19 protein-coding genes and 1 riboswitch are annotated in these 17,229 nt (G+C 72.7%); of the genes, 13 read left to right on the top strand and 6 right to left on the bottom strand.

Annotated features, from left to right (window positions below; translation table 11 throughout):
- Positions 1-38 precede the first annotated feature (38 nt).
- Together ACZ6W9_RS27965 and trhA are read right to left on the bottom strand one after the other, a co-directional pair.
- On the bottom strand, positions 39-638 hold the full coding sequence (locus tag ACZ6W9_RS27965) for a hypothetical protein (protein WP_389966408.1): 600 nt from the start codon (positions 636-638) through the stop codon (positions 39-41).
- 279 nt (positions 639-917) lie between these two features.
- A complete protein-coding gene (gene trhA, locus ACZ6W9_RS27960; RefSeq protein ID WP_389966411.1) occupies positions 918-1,592 on the bottom strand; it encodes a PAQR family membrane homeostasis protein TrhA in 675 nt (224 codons plus the stop codon).
- A 336-nt stretch (positions 1,593-1,928) separates the two neighbouring features.
- Between trhA and ACZ6W9_RS27955 the strand changes: the two genes are divergently transcribed.
- From ACZ6W9_RS27955 to ACZ6W9_RS27925, 7 genes are all read left to right on the top strand, one after another.
- Entirely contained in the window at positions 1,929-2,492 is a 564-nt protein-coding gene (locus tag ACZ6W9_RS27955; RefSeq protein WP_389966414.1) for a carboxymuconolactone decarboxylase family protein, read from the top strand.
- Positions 2,493-2,741: 249 nt separating this feature from the next.
- Positions 2,742-3,590, top strand: coding sequence for a spermidine synthase (locus ACZ6W9_RS27950; protein ID WP_470120408.1), 849 nt, complete (start codon positions 2,742-2,744; stop codon positions 3,588-3,590).
- A gap of 114 nt (positions 3,591-3,704) precedes the next feature.
- Positions 3,705-4,025 (top strand): hypothetical protein, encoded by a 321-nt coding sequence (locus ACZ6W9_RS27945; RefSeq protein ID WP_470120406.1) that lies wholly within the window; start codon positions 3,705-3,707, stop codon positions 4,023-4,025.
- Positions 4,022-4,972, top strand: a complete 951-nt coding sequence (locus tag ACZ6W9_RS27940) for a WXG100-like domain-containing protein (RefSeq protein WP_470120404.1) — start codon at positions 4,022-4,024, stop codon at positions 4,970-4,972. Before ACZ6W9_RS27945 ends, ACZ6W9_RS27940 begins: the two co-directional genes overlap by 4 nt.
- Before the next feature lie 84 nt (positions 4,973-5,056).
- The gene (locus tag ACZ6W9_RS27935; RefSeq protein WP_470120402.1) at positions 5,057-6,028 is read left to right on the top strand and encodes a pirin family protein; all 972 of its coding nucleotides are present in this window, start codon (positions 5,057-5,059) and stop codon (positions 6,026-6,028) included.
- Between the two features lie 208 nt (positions 6,029-6,236).
- Positions 6,237-7,400 carry a biotin synthase BioB gene (gene bioB / locus ACZ6W9_RS27930; protein WP_389966428.1) on the top strand — a complete coding sequence of 388 codons (1,164 nt, stop codon included), beginning with the start codon at positions 6,237-6,239 and terminating at the stop codon, positions 7,398-7,400.
- On the top strand, positions 7,393-8,721 hold the full coding sequence (locus ACZ6W9_RS27925; protein ID WP_470120400.1) for an adenosylmethionine--8-amino-7-oxononanoate transaminase: 1,329 nt from the start codon (positions 7,393-7,395) through the stop codon (positions 8,719-8,721). Before bioB ends, ACZ6W9_RS27925 begins: the two co-directional genes overlap by 8 nt.
- A gap of 66 nt (positions 8,722-8,787) precedes the next feature.
- Here the strand turns inward: ACZ6W9_RS27925 and ACZ6W9_RS27920 are convergent, their stop codons facing one another.
- Both ACZ6W9_RS27920 and ACZ6W9_RS27915 read right to left on the bottom strand, forming a co-directional pair.
- Positions 8,788-9,498, bottom strand: a complete 711-nt coding sequence (locus ACZ6W9_RS27920; RefSeq protein WP_389966434.1) for a hypothetical protein — start codon at positions 9,496-9,498, stop codon at positions 8,788-8,790.
- Between the two features lie 206 nt (positions 9,499-9,704).
- The gene (locus ACZ6W9_RS27915) at positions 9,705-9,995 is read right to left on the bottom strand and encodes a 4a-hydroxytetrahydrobiopterin dehydratase (protein ID WP_389966437.1); all 291 of its coding nucleotides are present in this window, start codon (positions 9,993-9,995) and stop codon (positions 9,705-9,707) included.
- Positions 9,996-10,098: 103 nt separating this feature from the next.
- Between ACZ6W9_RS27915 and ACZ6W9_RS27910 the strand changes: the two genes are divergently transcribed.
- From ACZ6W9_RS27910 to ACZ6W9_RS27885, 6 genes are all read left to right on the top strand, one after another.
- Positions 10,099-10,746 (top strand): class II aldolase/adducin family protein, encoded by a 648-nt coding sequence (locus ACZ6W9_RS27910; RefSeq protein ID WP_470120398.1) that lies wholly within the window; start codon positions 10,099-10,101, stop codon positions 10,744-10,746.
- 34 nt (positions 10,747-10,780) lie between these two features.
- Complete coding sequence (locus ACZ6W9_RS27905) at positions 10,781-11,992, top strand: DUF4032 domain-containing protein (protein ID WP_389966443.1); 1,212 nt, start codon at positions 10,781-10,783, stop codon at positions 11,990-11,992.
- A 163-nt stretch (positions 11,993-12,155) separates the two neighbouring features.
- Complete coding sequence (locus tag ACZ6W9_RS27900; protein WP_362929984.1) at positions 12,156-12,533, top strand: roadblock/LC7 domain-containing protein; 378 nt, start codon at positions 12,156-12,158, stop codon at positions 12,531-12,533.
- Between the two features lie 4 nt (positions 12,534-12,537).
- Positions 12,538-13,512, top strand: coding sequence for a hypothetical protein (locus ACZ6W9_RS27895; RefSeq protein ID WP_389966446.1), 975 nt, complete (start codon positions 12,538-12,540; stop codon positions 13,510-13,512).
- A 58-nt stretch (positions 13,513-13,570) separates the two neighbouring features.
- Positions 13,571-14,242 (top strand): roadblock/LC7 domain-containing protein, encoded by a 672-nt coding sequence (locus ACZ6W9_RS27890; RefSeq protein ID WP_470120396.1) that lies wholly within the window; start codon positions 13,571-13,573, stop codon positions 14,240-14,242.
- 12 nt (positions 14,243-14,254) lie between these two features.
- The gene (locus ACZ6W9_RS27885; protein ID WP_362929978.1) at positions 14,255-14,626 is read left to right on the top strand and encodes a hypothetical protein; all 372 of its coding nucleotides are present in this window, start codon (positions 14,255-14,257) and stop codon (positions 14,624-14,626) included.
- Positions 14,627-14,673: 47 nt separating this feature from the next.
- On the opposite strand, the gene ACZ6W9_RS27880 is transcribed toward ACZ6W9_RS27885, so the two are convergent.
- Both ACZ6W9_RS27880 and ACZ6W9_RS27875 read right to left on the bottom strand, forming a co-directional pair.
- A complete protein-coding gene (locus ACZ6W9_RS27880) occupies positions 14,674-15,531 on the bottom strand; it encodes an alpha/beta fold hydrolase (protein ID WP_362929976.1) in 858 nt (285 codons plus the stop codon).
- Between the two features lie 417 nt (positions 15,532-15,948).
- On the bottom strand, positions 15,949-16,704 hold the full coding sequence (locus tag ACZ6W9_RS27875) for a hypothetical protein (protein WP_470120393.1): 756 nt from the start codon (positions 16,702-16,704) through the stop codon (positions 15,949-15,951).
- Positions 16,705-16,947: 243 nt separating this feature from the next.
- Positions 16,948-17,091: riboswitch (cyclic di-AMP (ydaO/yuaA leader) on the bottom strand.
- Between the last annotated feature and the right edge of the window lie 138 nt (positions 17,092-17,229).

Genomic DNA, 17,229 nt, shown 5'->3' with positions numbered 1-17,229 from the left:
CCCCGGGGGCGGGGGCGGGCGCCGGACGGGGACGGGTCTCACCTCAGGATCGGCAGGCGGCGGACCAGGGCGGTGGCGCCCCACCACCGTCCCAGACCCAGGGTCCCGCCCGCGCCGGCCAGGGCCAGCCCGATGAGGACGACGGCGTAGACCAGGTGCTCGTCCAGGAAGGGGTTGTTGGCCAGCGGCAGCTCGGCGGCCCACATCAGCACCAGCATCAGGGTGCCGGCGGCGGCGGCGATCCGCATGCCCACGCCGAGGATGAGCGCGACGCCGATGCCCAGCAGGCCGGTCATGAACAGCCAGTCGACCCAGGCGTGCCCCGCCAGGGCGCCGAACAGACCACCGAGGGCGTTGTCACCGGCGCCCTTGAGGAAGCCGGTGGTGGGGCTGCCGCCGTTGAGCCAGGCGCGGTCGGCGGGGGTGGCGAAGCCCCAGCCGAAGACCTTGTCGAGGAAGGCCCACAGGAAGATCCAGCCGATGCCGATCCGGGCCACGGCCCAGGCGTAGGCGGCCGGCCGCGCCGTGGCCGCGGTCTCCCCGGCGGTGGTGACGGCGTCGTCCCGGGTCGGGGTGGCCACGGCGGCGGGCCGGTGGGTGAGCTTGCGGTTGGTGTGGTGGTGCGCGGTGGCTGCCATGGGGGGCTCCTTCGTCGCCGGCCGCTGCCGGTGTTCCCTGCTCTCCTGGTACGTCTCCATCAAATCCTTTGCACCGCCTTTGCCGGAGGTGCCGTACGGCTCACTCCGGGGCGGCGGAGGTCCCGTCCATCCGGGACCTTGGTCACTCACCGCCCACACGGGCCGTCCGCCGCCTGGCGCTCGCCGCGGGCTGAGCCCTGGAAGCGGGCGGGAGCGGGCGAACGGTCCGATCGGGCCGGGAGGCCGCCCGGCGCGAAGGCTCCGTGGACGGCCGGCGCGTCAGGAGGCTCCGTAGACCACCAGCGAGACGGCGACGTACTGGACGACGTAGGCCGCGACGGTGAAGGCGTGGAAGACCTCGTGGAAGCCGAACCATCGGGGCGAGGGGTCGGGACGGCGCAGGCCGTACACCACACCGCCCGCGGTGTAGAGCAGCCCGCCCGCGATCACCAGGGCCACCGCGGCCACCCCGGCGCCGGACAGGAGCTGGGGCAGCACGAACACCGCCGTCCAGCCCAGCGCGATGTAGAGGGCGGTGGACAGCAGGCGCGGGGCGGAGATCCACAGCACCCGGAACAGCACCCCGGCGATCGCGCCGGTCCAGATCACGGCCAGCACCACGACACGGGCCGGGCCGTCGAGGGCGAGCAGCGCGAACGGTGTGTAGGTGCCCGCGATGATCAGATAGATGTTGGCGTGGTCCAGGCGGCGCAGCACCCTCTCCAGCCGCGGGGAGAGCGTGCCGCGATGGTAGGTGGCCGAGACGCCGAAGAGCAGGCCCGAGGTGATCGCGTAGACCGCGGCGGCGAGCCGCGCCTGCAGGGTGGGGCCCAGGGCGACGAGGACGTACCCGGCGATGATCGCGACGGGCAGCGCGCCGGTGTGCAGCCAGCCGCGCAGCCGCGGCTTGATCGACATGGAGATGGACGGTCTCTGGGTGCCGGTCGAGCTCATGAACCTACGGTAGCGTAAGTTACGTAGCCGTAAGTTGTGACCTTCCCTACACCGTCGCAGCCCTCCCCCGGCCGCCCGCGTCGAACCATCGGGCGCCGGCCCGTCGCCGTCCCCGACCACCCGCGCGGAACCACCTTGTCCATAAAGACAACCTGGTTTACCATATGGACAACCTGATTGACCTTCGGATCCGGCGCATCGGTCACCCGTGCCCGGAACCGCCCGGTCGTCCCCGCGCGGCCCTCCCGGCCGCCGGCCCCGTCCCGCCCCGTCTCCACTCCGCGCCCCGCTCACCGGGCCCGGAGGGAACCCCCGACACCGGAAGAGAGCCATTCCGTGACCAACGACCTCTTCGTCCCCCACACCCTCGAAAGCGCCCCCGCCGAGGCCCGCCCCACCATGGAGGCCACCGTCCGCAAGTTCGGCCACCTCCCCGCGGCGGTGGCGCTGATGTCCGAGTCCCCGCACCTGCTCAAGGGATTCCTCGCGGCCAACGCCGCCTTCGAGCAGACCTCCCTGACCCCGCTCGACCGCGAGGTCGTCGTCATGACGGTCGCCACCCGCAACGCCTGCCACCTCTGCGTGGCGATGCACACCGCCGCGCTGGCCGGGCAGGAGGCGCCCGCCGAGCTCGTCGAGAGCCTGCGGGAGCGCAAGCCCCTCTCCGACCCCCGGCTGGAGGCGCTGCGGCTGTTCACCCTCGCGGTCATGGACCGCCTCGGCGCGGTCACCGACGAGGAGATGCGCGCCTTCCTCGACGCCGGCCACACCCCCAGGAACGCCCTGGAGGTCGTCCTCGGGGTCGGCGCCTACACGATCTCCACCTTCGCCAACCGGATGACCGCCGCGCCCCTCGACCCCTCGCTGCGGCCCTTCGCCTGGGAGGGCGAGCCGAGCTGACGGGACGCCCGTTCACCCGGAAACGCGCCCGGAGGCGTGCGCCCGCCCGACGGGTCACCCGTTCACCCCGAAGCGCGCGCCCGGCCGGGACGCCCGTTCACCCCGGGAACGCGAGCCGCCCGGCGGGACGCCCGTTCACCCCGGGAACGCGAGCCGCCCGGCGGGACGCCCGTTCACCCGGAAGGGCGAGCGGACCTGGAAGGATGGACGGCCGGGAGACGACGTACCAGGAGAGGCGGGCCGCGGGCCATGAGCAGGCGGGAACCACGGGAGCCGATGCCGGGCCGCTACCCGGTCACCTTCGGCGAGGTAGAGCTCCTGGCCGACCTCGACCGGCCCACCGGGTGGGTGATCTCCTCCGGGGGTGTGCCCCAGTCCTACGTGGACCTGGACGATCCCACGTACCTCGACTTCGAGTACGTCCAGCTCATGGCCATCGTGATCGACCTCCTCGCGGAGGGGCCGGTGGACGCCGTGCACGTGGGCGGCTGCGCCTGCACGCTGCCCCGCTACGTCGCCGCGACCCGTCCGGGGTCGCGGCAGATCGTCGTCGAGCCGGACGGCGGTCTCGTCCAGCTCGTCAGGGACCAGCTCCGCCTGAAGTCGGTGCCCCGGCTCAAGGTCAGGATCCTCGACGGCCGCACCGCGACCGCCGCGCTGCCGGACGCCTCGGCCGACCTGTTCGTGCTCGACGCCTTCAGCGGCGCCACGATGCCGCTCGACCTGGCCACCCGCGAGTACATGGACGACGTCGTCCGCGTCCTGCGCCCCGGCGGCACCCTGCTCGTCAACGTCGCCGACGGCAAGGGCCTGGCCTTCGCCCGCCGGCTGCTCGCCACCGTCGGCGGCGTCTTCCCGCACACCGCCCTGCTCGCCGAACCGGGCGTGCTGCGGGGACGCCGCTTCGGCAACCTCATCGTCGCCGCCTCCCGCTCCGAGCTGCCCACCGACGGCCTGACCCGCCGGAGCGCGGGAGGTCTCACCCAGGCCAGGTGCGTGTACGGCAGGGCGCTGACCGACTTCGTCGCCGGAGCGCCACCGCTGCGTGACGGCGACCCGGTGGTCACCCCGGTCCCGCCTCCGGGCGTGTTCGGCTGAGCGCGGGGCGCGGCGGACGGCCGAACCCCTCTCGGCCACCGCCGGGGAGACGTCACGGTGATCGCAATATACTATTTTCATGTGGGTAAAGAAGGTTTTGTACCGTACATGATCATGTCTCCCGACGCCGTGAAGCAGTCCGTCGCGAGACCCTTCACGACGGAGGGCGCCGAGCTGACCGAGGCGGCCGTCGCCGAGGCGAACGAACTGTACGCGGTGGGAAACTTCTGGGGCGACGACCAGGCCGGGAGGATCTTCTACCACGGCGACTCCGGATCACCGGGCTACCGGGACATGGCCGAGGGGGTCATGGGCGAGGCGCACGCGCTCGGGGGCCTCTGCGTCCGGATCGGGGACCGCATCTTCACCATGGGAGCGAACGTCGAGGCCGCCGAGTGGGAGGCCATCTCCCACGTGCCGCGGATGCCGTGGTGAGGCTCGGACGCCCGGCGCTGTACCCGCTGGGCCTCACCGGGATGGCGGCCCTCGTCGCCTACGACGTGTACGAGCACTGGCCGGAGGGCGACCCGGAAGGGGCGCGCGCCGCGGCGGCCGTCTGGAGGTCGCTCGGCGAGCGGGTCCGGAGAGCGGCGAACGCCCTCGACCCGGTGGCGGCGCGGATGTGGCGGGACCACCCCGGCGAGGGCAGCACGGCGTTCCGGCGGTTCTGGCAGGGCGGCCTGCTGGCCGTCGCCGCGCGCCCCACCGGCGGCGGGGACGAGGGCGTCCGCCTCTCCTTCGAGGAGTACGCGGGGGCCGTCGCCGCCCACTGCGAGATGACGGCCGAGGCGTGCGAGGGGTACGCGGAGGCGGTCGAGGCGACCCGGCACGCCCTGGAGGTCCTGGCCGCGACGAGCATGGCGCAGCTGGCGTTCGCCGGATCCTGGCCGTGGCTGGGCGGGCCCGGCACGGCCGCCGTCAAGTGGGCCGCCGAACGCCTGTACCGGCGGATGCGGGCCCGGCTCATCGGGCAGCTCCTCGAACGGCACGTCGCGCAGATCGTGCGGGAGAAGGCGGCGACGTACGTCGCGGGCAGCGCCTTCTTCGCGCTCGGCGACACCGCCCTGTCGATCGGCGCGAAGGCGGCCTTCGGCGACGGCCCCGGCTCCTTCGAGGACAACGCGGTGGCGACCATGAAGGACTTCGCCTCCTGCCTGGTCTTCTTCGGCGTCTGGGACCTCACCAAGGCAGGCCCCCTGTCCCGGGTGTTCCGGAACAACGACCTGGGGGACTTCGCCTCCTACTACACCGGGTCGACCTCCTACACCGTCACCTACAACGCGCTGAGCGGAAAAACCGGGACCGACCTGGCGCCCACCCCGGAGCAGCTCACCGGCAAGCTCTTCATCGGTACGGCACAGCGCGGCAAGGCCCCCGGATGACCCGGTGACCCGCGCCTGTCCGGCACGGAATAGTTGAAGTATCAACTGAGTTGACGTCAACGAGTTCTTTGGAAGGAGCCGTAAATGCCCGCCGTGACCGTCGATAACCCGCTGACCCTGCCGCGTGTGGCCGCGCCGGCGGACGCCGTGCCGCGCCCCGTGATCGGCGTGACGACCGCACCGAGCGGTTTCGAGGGTGAGGGCTTCCCCGTCCGCCGGGCGTTCGCGGGGATCCATCACCGCCATCTGGACCCGTTCATCATGATGGACCAGATGGGCGAGGTGGAGTATCAGCCCGGGGAGCCGAAGGGAACCCCGTGGCACCCGCACCGCGGCTTCGAGACCGTCACCTACATCATCGACGGCGTCTTCGACCACCAGGACTCCCACGGCGGTGGCGGCACGATCACCAACGGCGACACCCAGTGGATGACGGCCGGCTCCGGCCTGCTTCACATCGAGGCTCCGCCGGAGCACCTGGTCATGTCCGGCGGGCTCTTCCATGGCCTCCAGCTGTGGGTGAACCTCCCGGCCAGGGACAAGATGATGGCCCCCCGCTACCAGGACATCCGCGGCGGCAGCGTCCAGCTGCTCACCTCCCCGGACGGAGGCGCGCTCCTGCGCGTCATCGCGGGCGAACTGGACGGCCACGAGGGTCCCGGCGTCACGCACACGCCGATCACCATGATCCACGCGACGCTGGCGCCGGGCGCGGAGATCACGCTGCCGTGGCGGGAGGACTTCAACGGCCTCGCGTACGTCCTGGCGGGCCGCGGGGCGGCCGGCGCCGAGCGCCGGCCGATCCACCTGGGCCAGACCGCGGTCTTCGGCGGCGGCGGCTCGCTGACCGTCCGCGCGGACGAGAAGCAGGACTCCCACACGCCCGACCTGGAGGTCGTGCTGCTGGGCGGGCGGCCGATCCGGGAGCCGATCGCTCACTACGGCCCGTTCGTCATGAACACCCGGCAAGAGCTTCAGCAGGCGTTCGAGGACTTCCAGAGAGGCCGGCTGGGCACGATCCCGGCCGTGCACGGAATGTCCGGGGGCGGCCTGTAGGGCACGCCGGGCCGCGCGGGGACGGATCCGGCCAGGCCATGGGCGGCTCGTGGAGCGAGGTCCGCCCGCCCCGCGCCGGCCGGTCCCGCCGGCCGCCTCCGAGGCCCGATACCTCCCCGCCCCGCACAGCGCCCTACAAACTTCACGGCCGGACCTTTGTCCGGTCCGGCCATTGGGCTGACCGGCGCCGGGTCCGAAGATCGGTTCCATGGATCTGCTGACCCGGCTGGTGGACAAGGGCATGCGCGGCGAGTCCGCGACGCGCGAGGAGGCGCTGGCGGTGCTGGCGACCTCCGACGACGACCTGCTGGCGGTGGTCGCCGCGGCGGGACGCGTGCGGAGGCGGTGGTTCGCGAACCGCGTCAAGCTCAACTACCTCGTCAACCTCAAGTCCGGCCTGTGCCCGGAGGACTGCTCCTACTGCTCCCAGCGGCTCGGCTCGACCGCGGGCATCCTGAAGTACAGCTGGCTCAAACCGCAGGAGGCGGCGGAGGCCGCCGAAGCGGGCGTGGCGGGCGGCGCCAAGCGCGTGTGCCTGGTGGCCAGCGGGCGCGGGCCCACCGACCGCGACGTCGAGCGGGTGGCCGACACCATCGCGGCGATCAAGGACCGCGCCCCGGACGTGGAGATCTGCGCCTGCCTGGGACTCCTGTCGGACCGGCAGGCCACCCGGCTCCGCGAGGCCGGAGTGGACGCCTACAACCACAACCTCAACACCTCCGAGGAGGTCTACGGCGAGATCTGCACCACGCACACCTTCGCCGACCGCGTCCGGACGGTGCGCAGCTCCCACGAGGCGGGCCTGTCGGCCTGCTCGGGGCTGATCGCGGGCATGGGAGAGACCCCCGGGGACCTGGTGGACACCGTCCTCGCGCTGCGCGAGCTGGCCGTGGACTCGGTGCCGGTGAACTTCCTGATCCCCTTCGAGGGCACCCCGCTGTCGGAGAACTGGACGCTGACCCCGCAGCACTGCCTGCGGATCTTGGCGATGACCCGGTTCGTCTGCCCCGACGTGGAGGTACGGCTCGCCGGCGGCCGGGAGATCCACCTGCGAACCCTCCAGCCGCTCGCCCTGCACGTGGTGAACTCCATCTTCCTGGGCGACTACCTCACCAGCGAGGGGCAGCCGGGCGCGGCCGACCTCGACATGATCGCCGACGCGGGCTTCGAGGTCGAGCAGGCCGGTGAGCCGTCGCTTCCCGAGCACCGCCGTACCCGGGACGGTGACACGGCCCCCGCCCCCGCCGCCGATCGGGAGGGCACGGCCGCCGACGCGTCCACCGGCGCCGCCGGTTCCCCGGCGCCCGCCCGCACCGACCTGGTCGCGCTGCGCCGTCGCGGCGCGGGTACCGACCTGCCGCCCAATGCCTGACCCCGGCACGCCCGCCCGGGGCGACGTCGCGCGACTGCTGGAGCTGGACCGGGCGCACGTCTGGCACCCGTACGGGCCGATGCCGGGGCAGGAGGCCCCGCTGCTGGTGGAGTCCGCCTCCGGGGTACGGCTGCGCCTGGCCGAGCCCGTCGAGGGCCGGACCGAGCTGATCGACGCCATGTCGTCGTGGTGGGCCGCCATCCACGGATACGGCCACCCGGCGCTGGACGCCGCCGTCCGCGACCAGCTGGGCCGGATGAGCCACGTGATGTTCGGCGGGCTCACCCACGAGCCGGCGATCCGGCTGGCCGCCCGGCTGGTGGAGGTCACCCCCGATCCGCTGGAGCACGTCTTCCTGGCCGACTCCGGCTCGGTGTCGGTCGAGGTGGCCGTCAAGATGTGCCTGCAGTACTGGCGCTCGCTCGGCAGGCCGGCCAAGCACCGCCTGCTGACCTGGCGCGGCGGCTACCACGGCGACACCTTCCTGCCGATGTCGGTGTGCGACCCCGAAGGCGGGATGCACGCCCTGTGGACCGGGGTGCTGCCGCGGCAGGTCTTCGCCGACGCGCCGCCCCAGGGGTTCGACACCGAACCCGACCCCGCCTACCTCGCCCACCTGGCCGATCTGATCGGACGGCACGCGCACGAGCTGGCGGCGGTCGTCGTCGAGCCGGTGGCGCAGAACGCCGGCGGCATGCGCTTCCACTCCCCCGGCTACCTGCGGGCGCTGCGCGAGCTGTGCGACGCCCACGACGTGCTGCTGGTCTTCGACGAGATCGCCACCGGCTTCGGCCGCACCGGCGCCTTCTTCGCCGCGGACCACGCGGCCGTCTCGCCCGACGTGATGTGCGTGGGCAAGGCCCTCACCGGCGGCTACCTCACCATGGCCGCCGCCCTGTGCACCTCGGAGGTGGCGTACGGCATCGGCCGCGGGGAATATCCCGTGCTCGCCCACGGGCCCACCTTCATGGCCAACCCGCTGGCCGCCGCCGTGGCCTGCGCCTCCCTCGACCTGCTCGGCGACGGGGCATGGGAGGCGCGGGTCAAGCGGGTCGAGGCCGGGCTGCGGGCGGGGCTGGCCCCGGCCCGTGAGCTGGACGGCGTCCGCGACGTGCGGGTCCTCGGCGCGATCGGGGTGATCCAGCTCGACCGGGAGGCGGACCGGGTCGCGGCGACCCGCGCCGCCGTACGGCACGGGGTGTGGATCCGGCCGTTCCGCGACCTGATCTACACCATGCCGCCCTACGTCACCGATGACGCCGATCTGGCCCGGATCACGGCCGCGCTCGTGGCGGCCGCCGACGCGGTCGGCTCGGCATGAGAGTGACGCGGGCGACGTACGGCTGTCGGTTCGGCATGGGGGTGACGCGGGCGAGGCGCGGCGCGGTCAGCTCGGCATGAGGGTGACGCAGGCGACGCGGGCGCCGGCCGCGCCGGCGTCGGGGCCGGACGCCTTGGTGGGCTCGGCGTGGATGACGAGGGAGCGGGGCCGATGGGCCGGGGTGAACGCCCAGTCCTGCCGGGAGGTGGCCGTGGCCGCCCCGGTGGCGTCGGTGGTGAAGTCGAGCCAGAACTCGGTGGCGGCGCTCGCCCCGGCGGTCTCGTGCCCGTGCCCCGCGTCGGCACGCGGGTGACCGCCCTTCGCGTCATGCCCGTGACCGGCCTTCGCCCCGGGTCCGTGGTCCGTGCCGGGATGTGAGTGGCCGGGGTCACCGGGTCGCCGGAAGTGCGGGCCGGCGGCGGCGGGCTTCTTCCCGCAGGGGTCGACGTGCAGGTGCGCGCCGTACGTCCGGCCGGGGAGGAAGCCGCTGACCGTGGCCGTGGTGACGGCGAACACCGACCCCGACTCGGCGGTCACCTGGACCGAGGCGCCGGGCGGCGCCAGCGCGGCGTCGTAGACGATCGCCGTGGCCTTGGGGGTGGCCGCGGTGAGCACTCCGCCCCCGGAGAGACGGACCGCGGCCGGAGGCGGGTCCTGGGCCGGGATGGGGTCCTGGGCGGGGATGTGGCCCACCGGGTGGGACGCCACCTCCCGCTGCTCCCCGCAGGCCGCGCAGAGCAGCCCGGCGGCGGCGAGGACGACGACGGCGGCACGCATACGGCATCTCCTTCGGCGGATACGGCGTGGGCGGCCACTCTATTGAGTGACCGCATGATCACGCATGGTATTCGCCGTTCCCGTCGCGGCCGCCCCACCGCCGGCCGGGAGCGGCCGCCCGCGCCGCCGTCCGGTGGTCCGCCGTCCTCCCGGGCCCGCCCCGGCGAGCGGGTCTCCCCGCCGGCCGGCCGTTCCCGCCGCCGCCGTCAGGCGTGGGAGGCGGCGATCTCGTCGATCCGCGCGGCCAGGGCGAAGTCCAGCTCGGTCAGGCCGCCCGCGTCGTGGGTGGTCAGGGCGAAGCTGAGCTTGCGCCAGCGGATGTCGATGTCGGGGTGGTGGTTGAGCTTCTCCGCCTCGACGGCGATCTCGTCGACGATGCGGATCGCGGTGGGGAAGTCGCGGGCCTCGATCACGCGGCAGATCTCATGGCCCTCCAGCCACCATTCGGGTACGTCGTTCATCTTCCGGGTCACGGCGGAGTCGTCAAGCGGGTCCATCGGGCCATGACATCACACCGGGGACGGCCGCGCGGGTACGGCCCGGCGTCCGGTGCGTGGACCGGGTTTGCTGCCTTTCGTCGCGAACGCCTACTTTGATCGCATGTTGCTGGCGGAGCAGCGGCGCCTGCTGTGTGAGTACGGCCGCCGGGTGGTCGAGACCGGACTTGTGCTCGGGACGTCCGGGAACCTCAGCGTACGCGCGGGCGACCTGGTCGCGGTCACCCCGGCCGGGGGCGCCCTGGACCGGCTGGAGCCGGAGTCGTGCCCGGTGGTCGACGTCGGGGGCCGCCTGGTCGACGGGGATCTCCAGCCGTCCTCGGAGACCCCGATGCACCTGGCGGTGTACGCCTCCGCCGACGTCCGGGCCGTGGTGCACACCCACTCCACCTTCGGCACCGTGATCGCCACGACCATGACCGAGCTGCCGCCGATCCACTACAACACCCTGCTGCTGGGCGGCGTCGTCCGGGTGGCCGGATACGCCACCTACGGCACGCCCGAGCTGGCCGCCAACGTCCGGGCCGCGCTCGACGGCAGGCGCGCCGCGCTGCTGGCCAACCACGGCGGGGTCACCGTCGGCGACGACCTGGAGGCCGCCTTCGAGGCGGCCCGGCTGCTGGAGTGGCTCTGCGAGGTCTACGTCCGCGCCAGGTCCGTGGGCGAGCCCCGGGTGCTCACCGAGGAGCAGCTCGCCGCGGTGACCCACCGTTCCCGGAATCCCCCGGAGTTCCCGCGCCGCGGCGATTGACCGCCCCGCCCCACCCCCGTCGGAGGTTCGACCCATGCCCCTGCAGCTCACCGGCACCCCCGGCGATCCCGACCTGATCCGGCTGCCCTGGGACCGGCCGCTCGCCGAGTGGCCCGAGCACCACCTCGTCTCGCTCCCGCGGGGCATCTCGCGGCACGTCGTACGCTTCGCCCGCCTGTCGGGCCGGGTCTACGCGATCAAGGAGATCAGCGAGTACTACGCCAAGCGGGAGTACCGCCTGCTGTGGGACCTGCACCGGATGGACACCCCGGCGGTGGAGCCGGTGGCCGTGGTCACCGGGCGGACCGGCCCGGACGGGGAGCCGCTGGACTCCGCGCTCATCACCCGTCACCTGCAGTTCTCGCTGCCCTACCGCGCGGTCATGTCGGGCACGCTCCGGCCCGAGACGCTCAACCGGCTGCTGGACGCGCTCGCCGTGCTGCTCGTGCGGCTGCACCTGACCGGGTTCTACTGGGGCGACTGCTCGCTGTCGAACGTGCTGTTCCGCCGGGACGCGGGCTCGTTCGCCGCCTACCTGGTGGACGCCGAGACCGGCGAGCTGCACCCGATGATCAGCGAGGGGCAGCGCCTGTACGACATCGACGTGGCGCACGTCAACATCTTCGGGGAGATGCTGGACCTCCAGGCGGGCGGCCTGCTGCACCCCTCCATCGACCCCGAGGAGGTCGCCGGCTCGGCCCGCGACCGCTACCACGGCCTGTGGGGCGAGCTCACCTCCGACGCCATCATCGAGGAGGTGGACTGGCACGTCATCGACCAGCGCATCCGCCGGCTGAACTCCCTGGGCTTCGACGTCGCCGAGATGATGGTCCGCCGCAAGGCGGGCACCGGGCGGCTGATCGTCCGTCCCAAGGTCGTGGACGCCGGCCACCACCAGCGCCGGCTCCTGCGCCTGACCGGCCTGGACGTGGAGGAGAACCAGGCCAGGCGGCTGCTCAACGATCTCGACTCCTTCCGGGTGTCGCACGGCCTGCGCCACGAGGACGAGGCGATCGTGGCGCACCGCTGGCTCGCGGAGGTCTTCCTGCCGACGGTGGACGCGGTCCCCGGGGAGCTGCGCGGCAAGCTGGAGCCGGCCCAGTTCTTCCACGAGGTGCTGGACCACCGCTGGTTCCTGTCGGAGGAGGCCGGCGGTGACGTCGGGCTGACCGCCGCGGTGGAGTCGTACGTGAAGCACGTTCTCGTTCACAAGCCGTATGAGGAAGCGCTCATCTCCGATGAATGAGCCGGGGTGGATGATGTTTCCCCCCTAGGGATGAACATCCTTATCCTCGGATGGGAAATATCACCTCCTGACATATCTATCTTTCACATAGAAAGCTTCCTTCCTCAGGAATGTCCCTACGCTGACCGGGCGACGCCTTGGAGTCGTCGGCGAGGGAGGTCCCGTGCTCGGAATCGAAGACTGCGTGACGGAGGCCATGGCCATCCCCGGCGCGCTGGACGCGCTGCTGATCGACCAGACCAGCGGGATGGCGGTGGCGGTGGGCGGCGGCCGCGACGAGGACGTCGACGGGGCGGCCGCCGCACTGAGCGAGACCCTGCGGGCCGCGATGGACGGCCTCGCCCTGAATTCACCCGGCGGAACGATCCGAATAAACGACATGATCGTAACCGCGGATAACGGACATCATTTACTCCGGCCGATGGAAACGGCCTTCGACGGCCCGCTGGTGATTTATGTCCGCCTTGACCCTGAACGCTCGAACCTCGCCCTCGCCCGCCACCGCCTGCGGTCCATTTCCGGCCGACTCGTCACGACGTGACGCCATGCCGACGATGGAGAGCGTTCTCAGCGACCTGGCCGAGGACCGCGTCACCGGCGCGCTGCGCCTGGACGAGGCGGGGACGGTCTACCTGACCGACGGCCGGGTGACCTACGCCGAGACCCCGGCCGTCCCAAGGCTGGAGGAACTGCTGACCGCGGGCGACAGGATCCCGGCGCAGGCCGTACGGCAGGCCAGGCAGGCGGCCACCGAGGACCGGCCGGGCGGTGAACGGCTGGTCGGGCAGGGCGTGCTGACCCGCGGCGAGCTGGAGTTCTGCGTGCTGAGCGCGGTGCTCGACGCCGCGTACTTCCTGTCCGGCGCGGCCGCGCACCGGAAGGGGTTCCGTTCCGGGGACCGGCACTGGCTCGGACCCCAGTGGTACTTCGACGTCGCCGGGCTGTCCCGGGAGTGCGAGCGGAGGAGGGCCCAGTTGGACCGTGCCTGGCCGTCCGGCGAGCTGGACACGCTCCCGGTCGTCCCCCTGGCGCGCATCCCCGCCCAGCGGGTGGTGCTGACCTCACTGCAGTGGGAGGTCCTGGTCGCGGCCGACTCCGCCGCCACCCCCGCGGAGCTGGCGCGCAGACTCGGCCGGCCCGCCTACTCGGTGCTGCTCGCCGTACGGCGGCTGGCCGCGGCGGGGCTGCTCCGCGTCCCGGAACCGGGCGAACGGCCCGGGGTCGCGCCCGTCTCCGGGACGGGGGCACCGGCGTCCCGGATCCCGCAGGCGCCGTCACCCCCGCAGACGCCGCGGGCTTCACAGGCACCGTCACTCCCGCAGAAGCCGCAGACGCCGTCGGCCCCGCCGGCGCTGCCGCGGCGCCCGAAGACCACCGGGGAGCCCCGGGCGGGCGGGGAACCCCGGGACGGCGCCGCGGGGGGCACCGCGTCCGCGCGGTGGCTCCCCGCGGCGACCGGGGACCCCGCCGACGTGAACCTGCTCATCCGGCTGAGGAACGCACTGGAGGCACTGACATGAGCTCGTCCCGATGCCGCTGAGGTTGCGGACGTTGAAGCTGATCGGAAGGAGACCGCCGGTGGAGGCGCGTGACCGGGAACCGCAGGCGACGCTGCCGACACGCGACCGGCCGTACCCGGATCCCGCCGCGTCCCGCGACCGGGACCTCGTGCCGTTCCGCGAGTCCGGCGCCGAGTCTCCCGGACCCGCCACCGGACCGTCCGGACCGTCCGGACCGTCCGGACCGTCCGGAGCGGGCACGCCGGGCACGCCGGGCACGCCGGGCACCGTACCGGCGTCCCCCGCACAGACCCCTTCCACGCCGGACGGGGAGGGGGTGTCGCGCCGCGAGCGGGCCCGGCGGGAACTGGCCCTGCTGCGCGACCGGCTGCACGAGGAGATGGCGCTGCTGCGCGAGCGCGTGCCGGAGGTGAACGGAAGCATCGCCTGCAGCGTGGACGGCCTGACGCTGGCGAGCGACCTGCGAGGCGAGACCGAGCAGATCGGCGCGCTGTCCTCCGCGGTGCTCGCGCTCAGCAGCCGGCTGACGGCCATGGCCGACAAGGGCTCCTTCGAGGAGACGCTGATCTCCGGTGACAACGGCTACGCGGCCTTCTACGCCGCCGGCCCCACGATCGTCCTCACGGTGCTCGCCCGGCCCGGGACCAACCTCGGGCTGCTGCGCCTGGAGGGCCGCAAGACGGCGGTGAGAATGGCCGCCCTCACGTCCCGCACATCGACAACCCACTGATCGGAGTCAGACATGGGCAACATGGATATCTCTCTCAAGGAAATGATGGGCATCGACGGCGCGGTCGGCGCGGTCGTCGTCGACTACAACAGCGGCATGGCGCTGGGCGCGCTCGGCGGCTCCAAGGACCTGGACCTCCAGGTGGCCGCGGCGGGCAACACCGAGGTCGTCAAGGCCAAGCTGCGGACGATGGACTCCCTCGGCCTCAAGGACACCATCGAGGACATCCTCATCACGCTCAGCGCGCAGTACCACATCATCCGCCCGGTCACCGGCCGGAGCGGCAAGGGTCTCTTCCTGTACCTGGCGCTGGACCGCAACCGGGGCAACCTGGCGCTGGCCCGGCACACCCTGCGGATGATCGAGGAGAGACTCGAGGTCTGATCCTCCGGTACGGCTCCGCGCACCGGGAGCGCGGGCCGTACCGGAGCTCACCGCTCGGCGGAGGCGGTGAGCTCACCGATCGCGTCGGCGAAGGCCGGCCAGAGCAGGCGCGGCAGGTCGTGGCCCATGCCGGGGAAGGTGACCAGTCTGGCGCCGGGGATCGCGTCCGCCGTGGCGATCCCCCCGGCCACCGGGATGAGCTGGTCGGCCTCGCCGTGCAGTACGAGGGTGGGTACGGTGATCTTCCCGAGCAGCGCCGTACGGTCGCCCGAGGCCAGGATCGCGGCGAGCTGCCGGGCGGTCCCGGCCGGGTCGAGGCCGCGGTCGTAGCTGAGTTCGGTGATCTGGGCGACGCGCTCGCGGTCCATCCGGTATCCGGGGGATCCGAGGATCTCCCAGGTGCTCAGCGCCTGACGGATCGCGGCCTCGCGGTCGGGCGGCGGCGGCGCCATGAGCACCGCCATCGCCGCCTCGGTGGGCGGGGCGACCGCGTGGCCGGGGGTGGACATGATCGAGGTGAGGCTCCGCACCCGGCGCGGATGGCCGATCGCCATCGCCTGGGCGATCATGCCGCCCATCGAGGCGCCGACCACGTGGGCCGACTCCCAGCCGAGCGCGTCGAGCAGCCCGGCGGCGTCGTCGACCATGTCGTCGAGCAGGTAGGGGGCCCGGCCGCCGCCGAGGGCGGGCGCCCCGGCGTCGTTCAGGTGGGTGGACTCGCCGGCGTCGCGGTTGTCGAACCGCACCACGTGGTGCCCGCGGCCGGCGAGCAGCTCGCAGAACTCCTCGTCCCAGTGGATCATCTGGGCGCCGAGACCCATGATCAGCAGAAGCGGCCGGTCGCCGGGAGACCCGAAGGTCTCGTAGGCGATCTCGATGCCGTTGGCCCGGACGCGCGTCGTCATGTCGCTCCCTCTCCCCCGTCCGTCCCCGGGCGGGCCGGGTGGCCGCCCGGACGGTTCCCGCCGCCCGGAGACGACGGACCGGTAACCCGGAACAGAATGTCATTCTGCCCAGGTCGGGGCAAGACATCCCGTGCCGAAGGGCCGGAGAGCGAAAAGCAGGAGCGGACGCCCTGCGCCGGCGTCCGCTCCCGTGTCCAGGAAAGGCTGAGGTGAAGCTCTTCGCTTCCGGCCGTCACGGCCTGACCGGGCCGTCACGGCCCGGTGGGGCCGTCACGGCCCGGTGGAACCCTTATGACCCGGTGAGCCGTCACGGCCCGACGGTGCCGCCCTGGCGCGGGGCGGCGTCGTGACGGTCCGGCGGCGGCGCCGTGACGGTGCGGCGGCGCCGTGACGGTGCGGCGGCGCCGTTCCGGCCGGTTACGGCTTGACGGTGATCTGGACCGGCTTGGCCGGGTCGCCGTCCCGCTTGCCCCAGGCACCGGTGGAGAAGGGGACCGGGTCGTTCTTCTTGCCCGGACCGTCGCCCCACTTGGTGATGACGTAGTCGACCTTGATGTGGCCCATGCCGCCGTTGCCGTCCACGCCGAGGGTGCCGGGGTTGAACGTGCCGCCGGTCAGGTCGGCGAAGGTCTTGGCGTCGAGGTCGATCATGACGCCGCTGCTGGAGGGGACGCCGGGGCCGCGGTCGCCGACGAAGAACTTGGCCTTCTTGCCCTTGTAGATGACGTAGCCCTCGGTGAACAGCGGCCAGCTCGGGCTGGCGATCATGCCCTTCTGCATCGGCTTGCCACTGGCGGGGAGGCCGGTGTCACCGGCGCGGCCGGAGGAGTCGTCCCAGAAGTAGGAGGCCTTGGTCTGGCCCTTCAGCATGACGGTCTTGGTGACCTTCTGCGGCTTGGCGGGGGCGGCCTGCTCCGGCGCGGCGGCCTGCCCGGGAGCGGCCTGCTCGGGAGCGGCGGCGGCCTGGGCGGGGGCGGCCTCGGGGACCGCGGCCGCGACCGGCTCGCTCACCGCGGTGACCCCGGCGCCGGCCGCCGAGGCGGCGGGCGCGTCCCGGTCGACCGAGGGGAGGGCCGAGACGGCGGCGGCGGAGGCGAGGAGCCCGGCGCCGACCAGGCCGGCGACGGCGTATCGGGTCTTGCGGGCGGACGTGCGGGGATCCAGGGAAGGCATGAGGAAACGAACTCTTTCGCGAGGGAACGGGGCAGCCGGACGCCATGCGTGAAGGGAGGCGTCGGCGGGGTCGCGCTCACAGGGAAGAAGAGGCGCAGGGATGGATCAGGTGGCGCTACACGGAGCGCTGGGGGATGCCGCGACCGATCGCGGCGGAAGAACCCAGGGGATGTGAAAGTCTCAGAGGACCGGCAGCGAAATGCGGTATACCGGTACGAAGGTGGCGCGGTCTCCCACTGAGGGATCTCCTCTCCATCTCGTCTACCGGGTTAGCTGACGGGTTCGGGCGGTGGAGTGCCCTACCACCGCGTTCGCGGCGGATTCACCCCGGAAGGTGGGTCCCCGGCTCCCATGCCATGACGGCTTCGGGATTCGACGTCGGCCCGGTCGCCCCCTCGGATGAGGGTGCAGGTCACCTGCCGATGACTAGGACACTACCGGGCAAATCAGACAAAGCAAAGCAGAACCCATGGAATGACCAGAAGATCTACCTTCTATGGCCAAGAAAGGGCACATGATCCGGTT

This window comes from Streptosporangium sp. NPDC053982, from assembly GCF_055585205.1.
This window is presented reverse-complemented; position numbering and strand designations above follow the sequence as displayed.

Excerpts from the sequence above, each read along its gene's own strand:
- ACZ6W9_RS27965 (WP_389966408.1), bottom strand. The coding sequence starts at position 638 with ATGGCAGCCACCGCGCACCACCACACCAACCGCAAGCTCACCCACCGG.
- trhA (WP_389966411.1), bottom strand. The coding sequence starts at position 1,592 with ATGAGCTCGACCGGCACCCAGAGACCGTCCATCTCCATGTCGATCAAG.
- ACZ6W9_RS27950 (WP_470120408.1), top strand. The coding sequence starts at position 2,742 with ATGAGCAGGCGGGAACCACGGGAGCCGATGCCGGGCCGCTACCCGGTC.
- ACZ6W9_RS27945 (WP_470120406.1), top strand. The coding sequence starts at position 3,705 with ATGTCTCCCGACGCCGTGAAGCAGTCCGTCGCGAGACCCTTCACGACG.
- ACZ6W9_RS27935 (WP_470120402.1), top strand. The coding sequence starts at position 5,057 with ATGCCCGCCGTGACCGTCGATAACCCGCTGACCCTGCCGCGTGTGGCC.
- bioB (WP_389966428.1), top strand. The coding sequence starts at position 6,237 with ATGGATCTGCTGACCCGGCTGGTGGACAAGGGCATGCGCGGCGAGTCC.
- ACZ6W9_RS27925 (WP_470120400.1), top strand. The coding sequence starts at position 7,393 with ATGCCTGACCCCGGCACGCCCGCCCGGGGCGACGTCGCGCGACTGCTG.
- ACZ6W9_RS27920 (WP_389966434.1), bottom strand. The coding sequence starts at position 9,498 with ATGCGTGCCGCCGTCGTCGTCCTCGCCGCCGCCGGGCTGCTCTGCGCG.
- ACZ6W9_RS27915 (WP_389966437.1), bottom strand. The coding sequence starts at position 9,995 with ATGGACCCGCTTGACGACTCCGCCGTGACCCGGAAGATGAACGACGTA.
- ACZ6W9_RS27910 (WP_470120398.1), top strand. The coding sequence starts at position 10,099 with ATGTTGCTGGCGGAGCAGCGGCGCCTGCTGTGTGAGTACGGCCGCCGG.
- ACZ6W9_RS27905 (WP_389966443.1), top strand. The coding sequence starts at position 10,781 with ATGCCCCTGCAGCTCACCGGCACCCCCGGCGATCCCGACCTGATCCGG.
- ACZ6W9_RS27895 (WP_389966446.1), top strand. The coding sequence starts at position 12,538 with ATGCCGACGATGGAGAGCGTTCTCAGCGACCTGGCCGAGGACCGCGTC.
- ACZ6W9_RS27885 (WP_362929978.1), top strand. The coding sequence starts at position 14,255 with ATGGGCAACATGGATATCTCTCTCAAGGAAATGATGGGCATCGACGGC.
- ACZ6W9_RS27880 (WP_362929976.1), bottom strand. The coding sequence starts at position 15,531 with ATGACGACGCGCGTCCGGGCCAACGGCATCGAGATCGCCTACGAGACC.
- ACZ6W9_RS27875 (WP_470120393.1), bottom strand. The coding sequence starts at position 16,704 with ATGCCTTCCCTGGATCCCCGCACGTCCGCCCGCAAGACCCGATACGCC.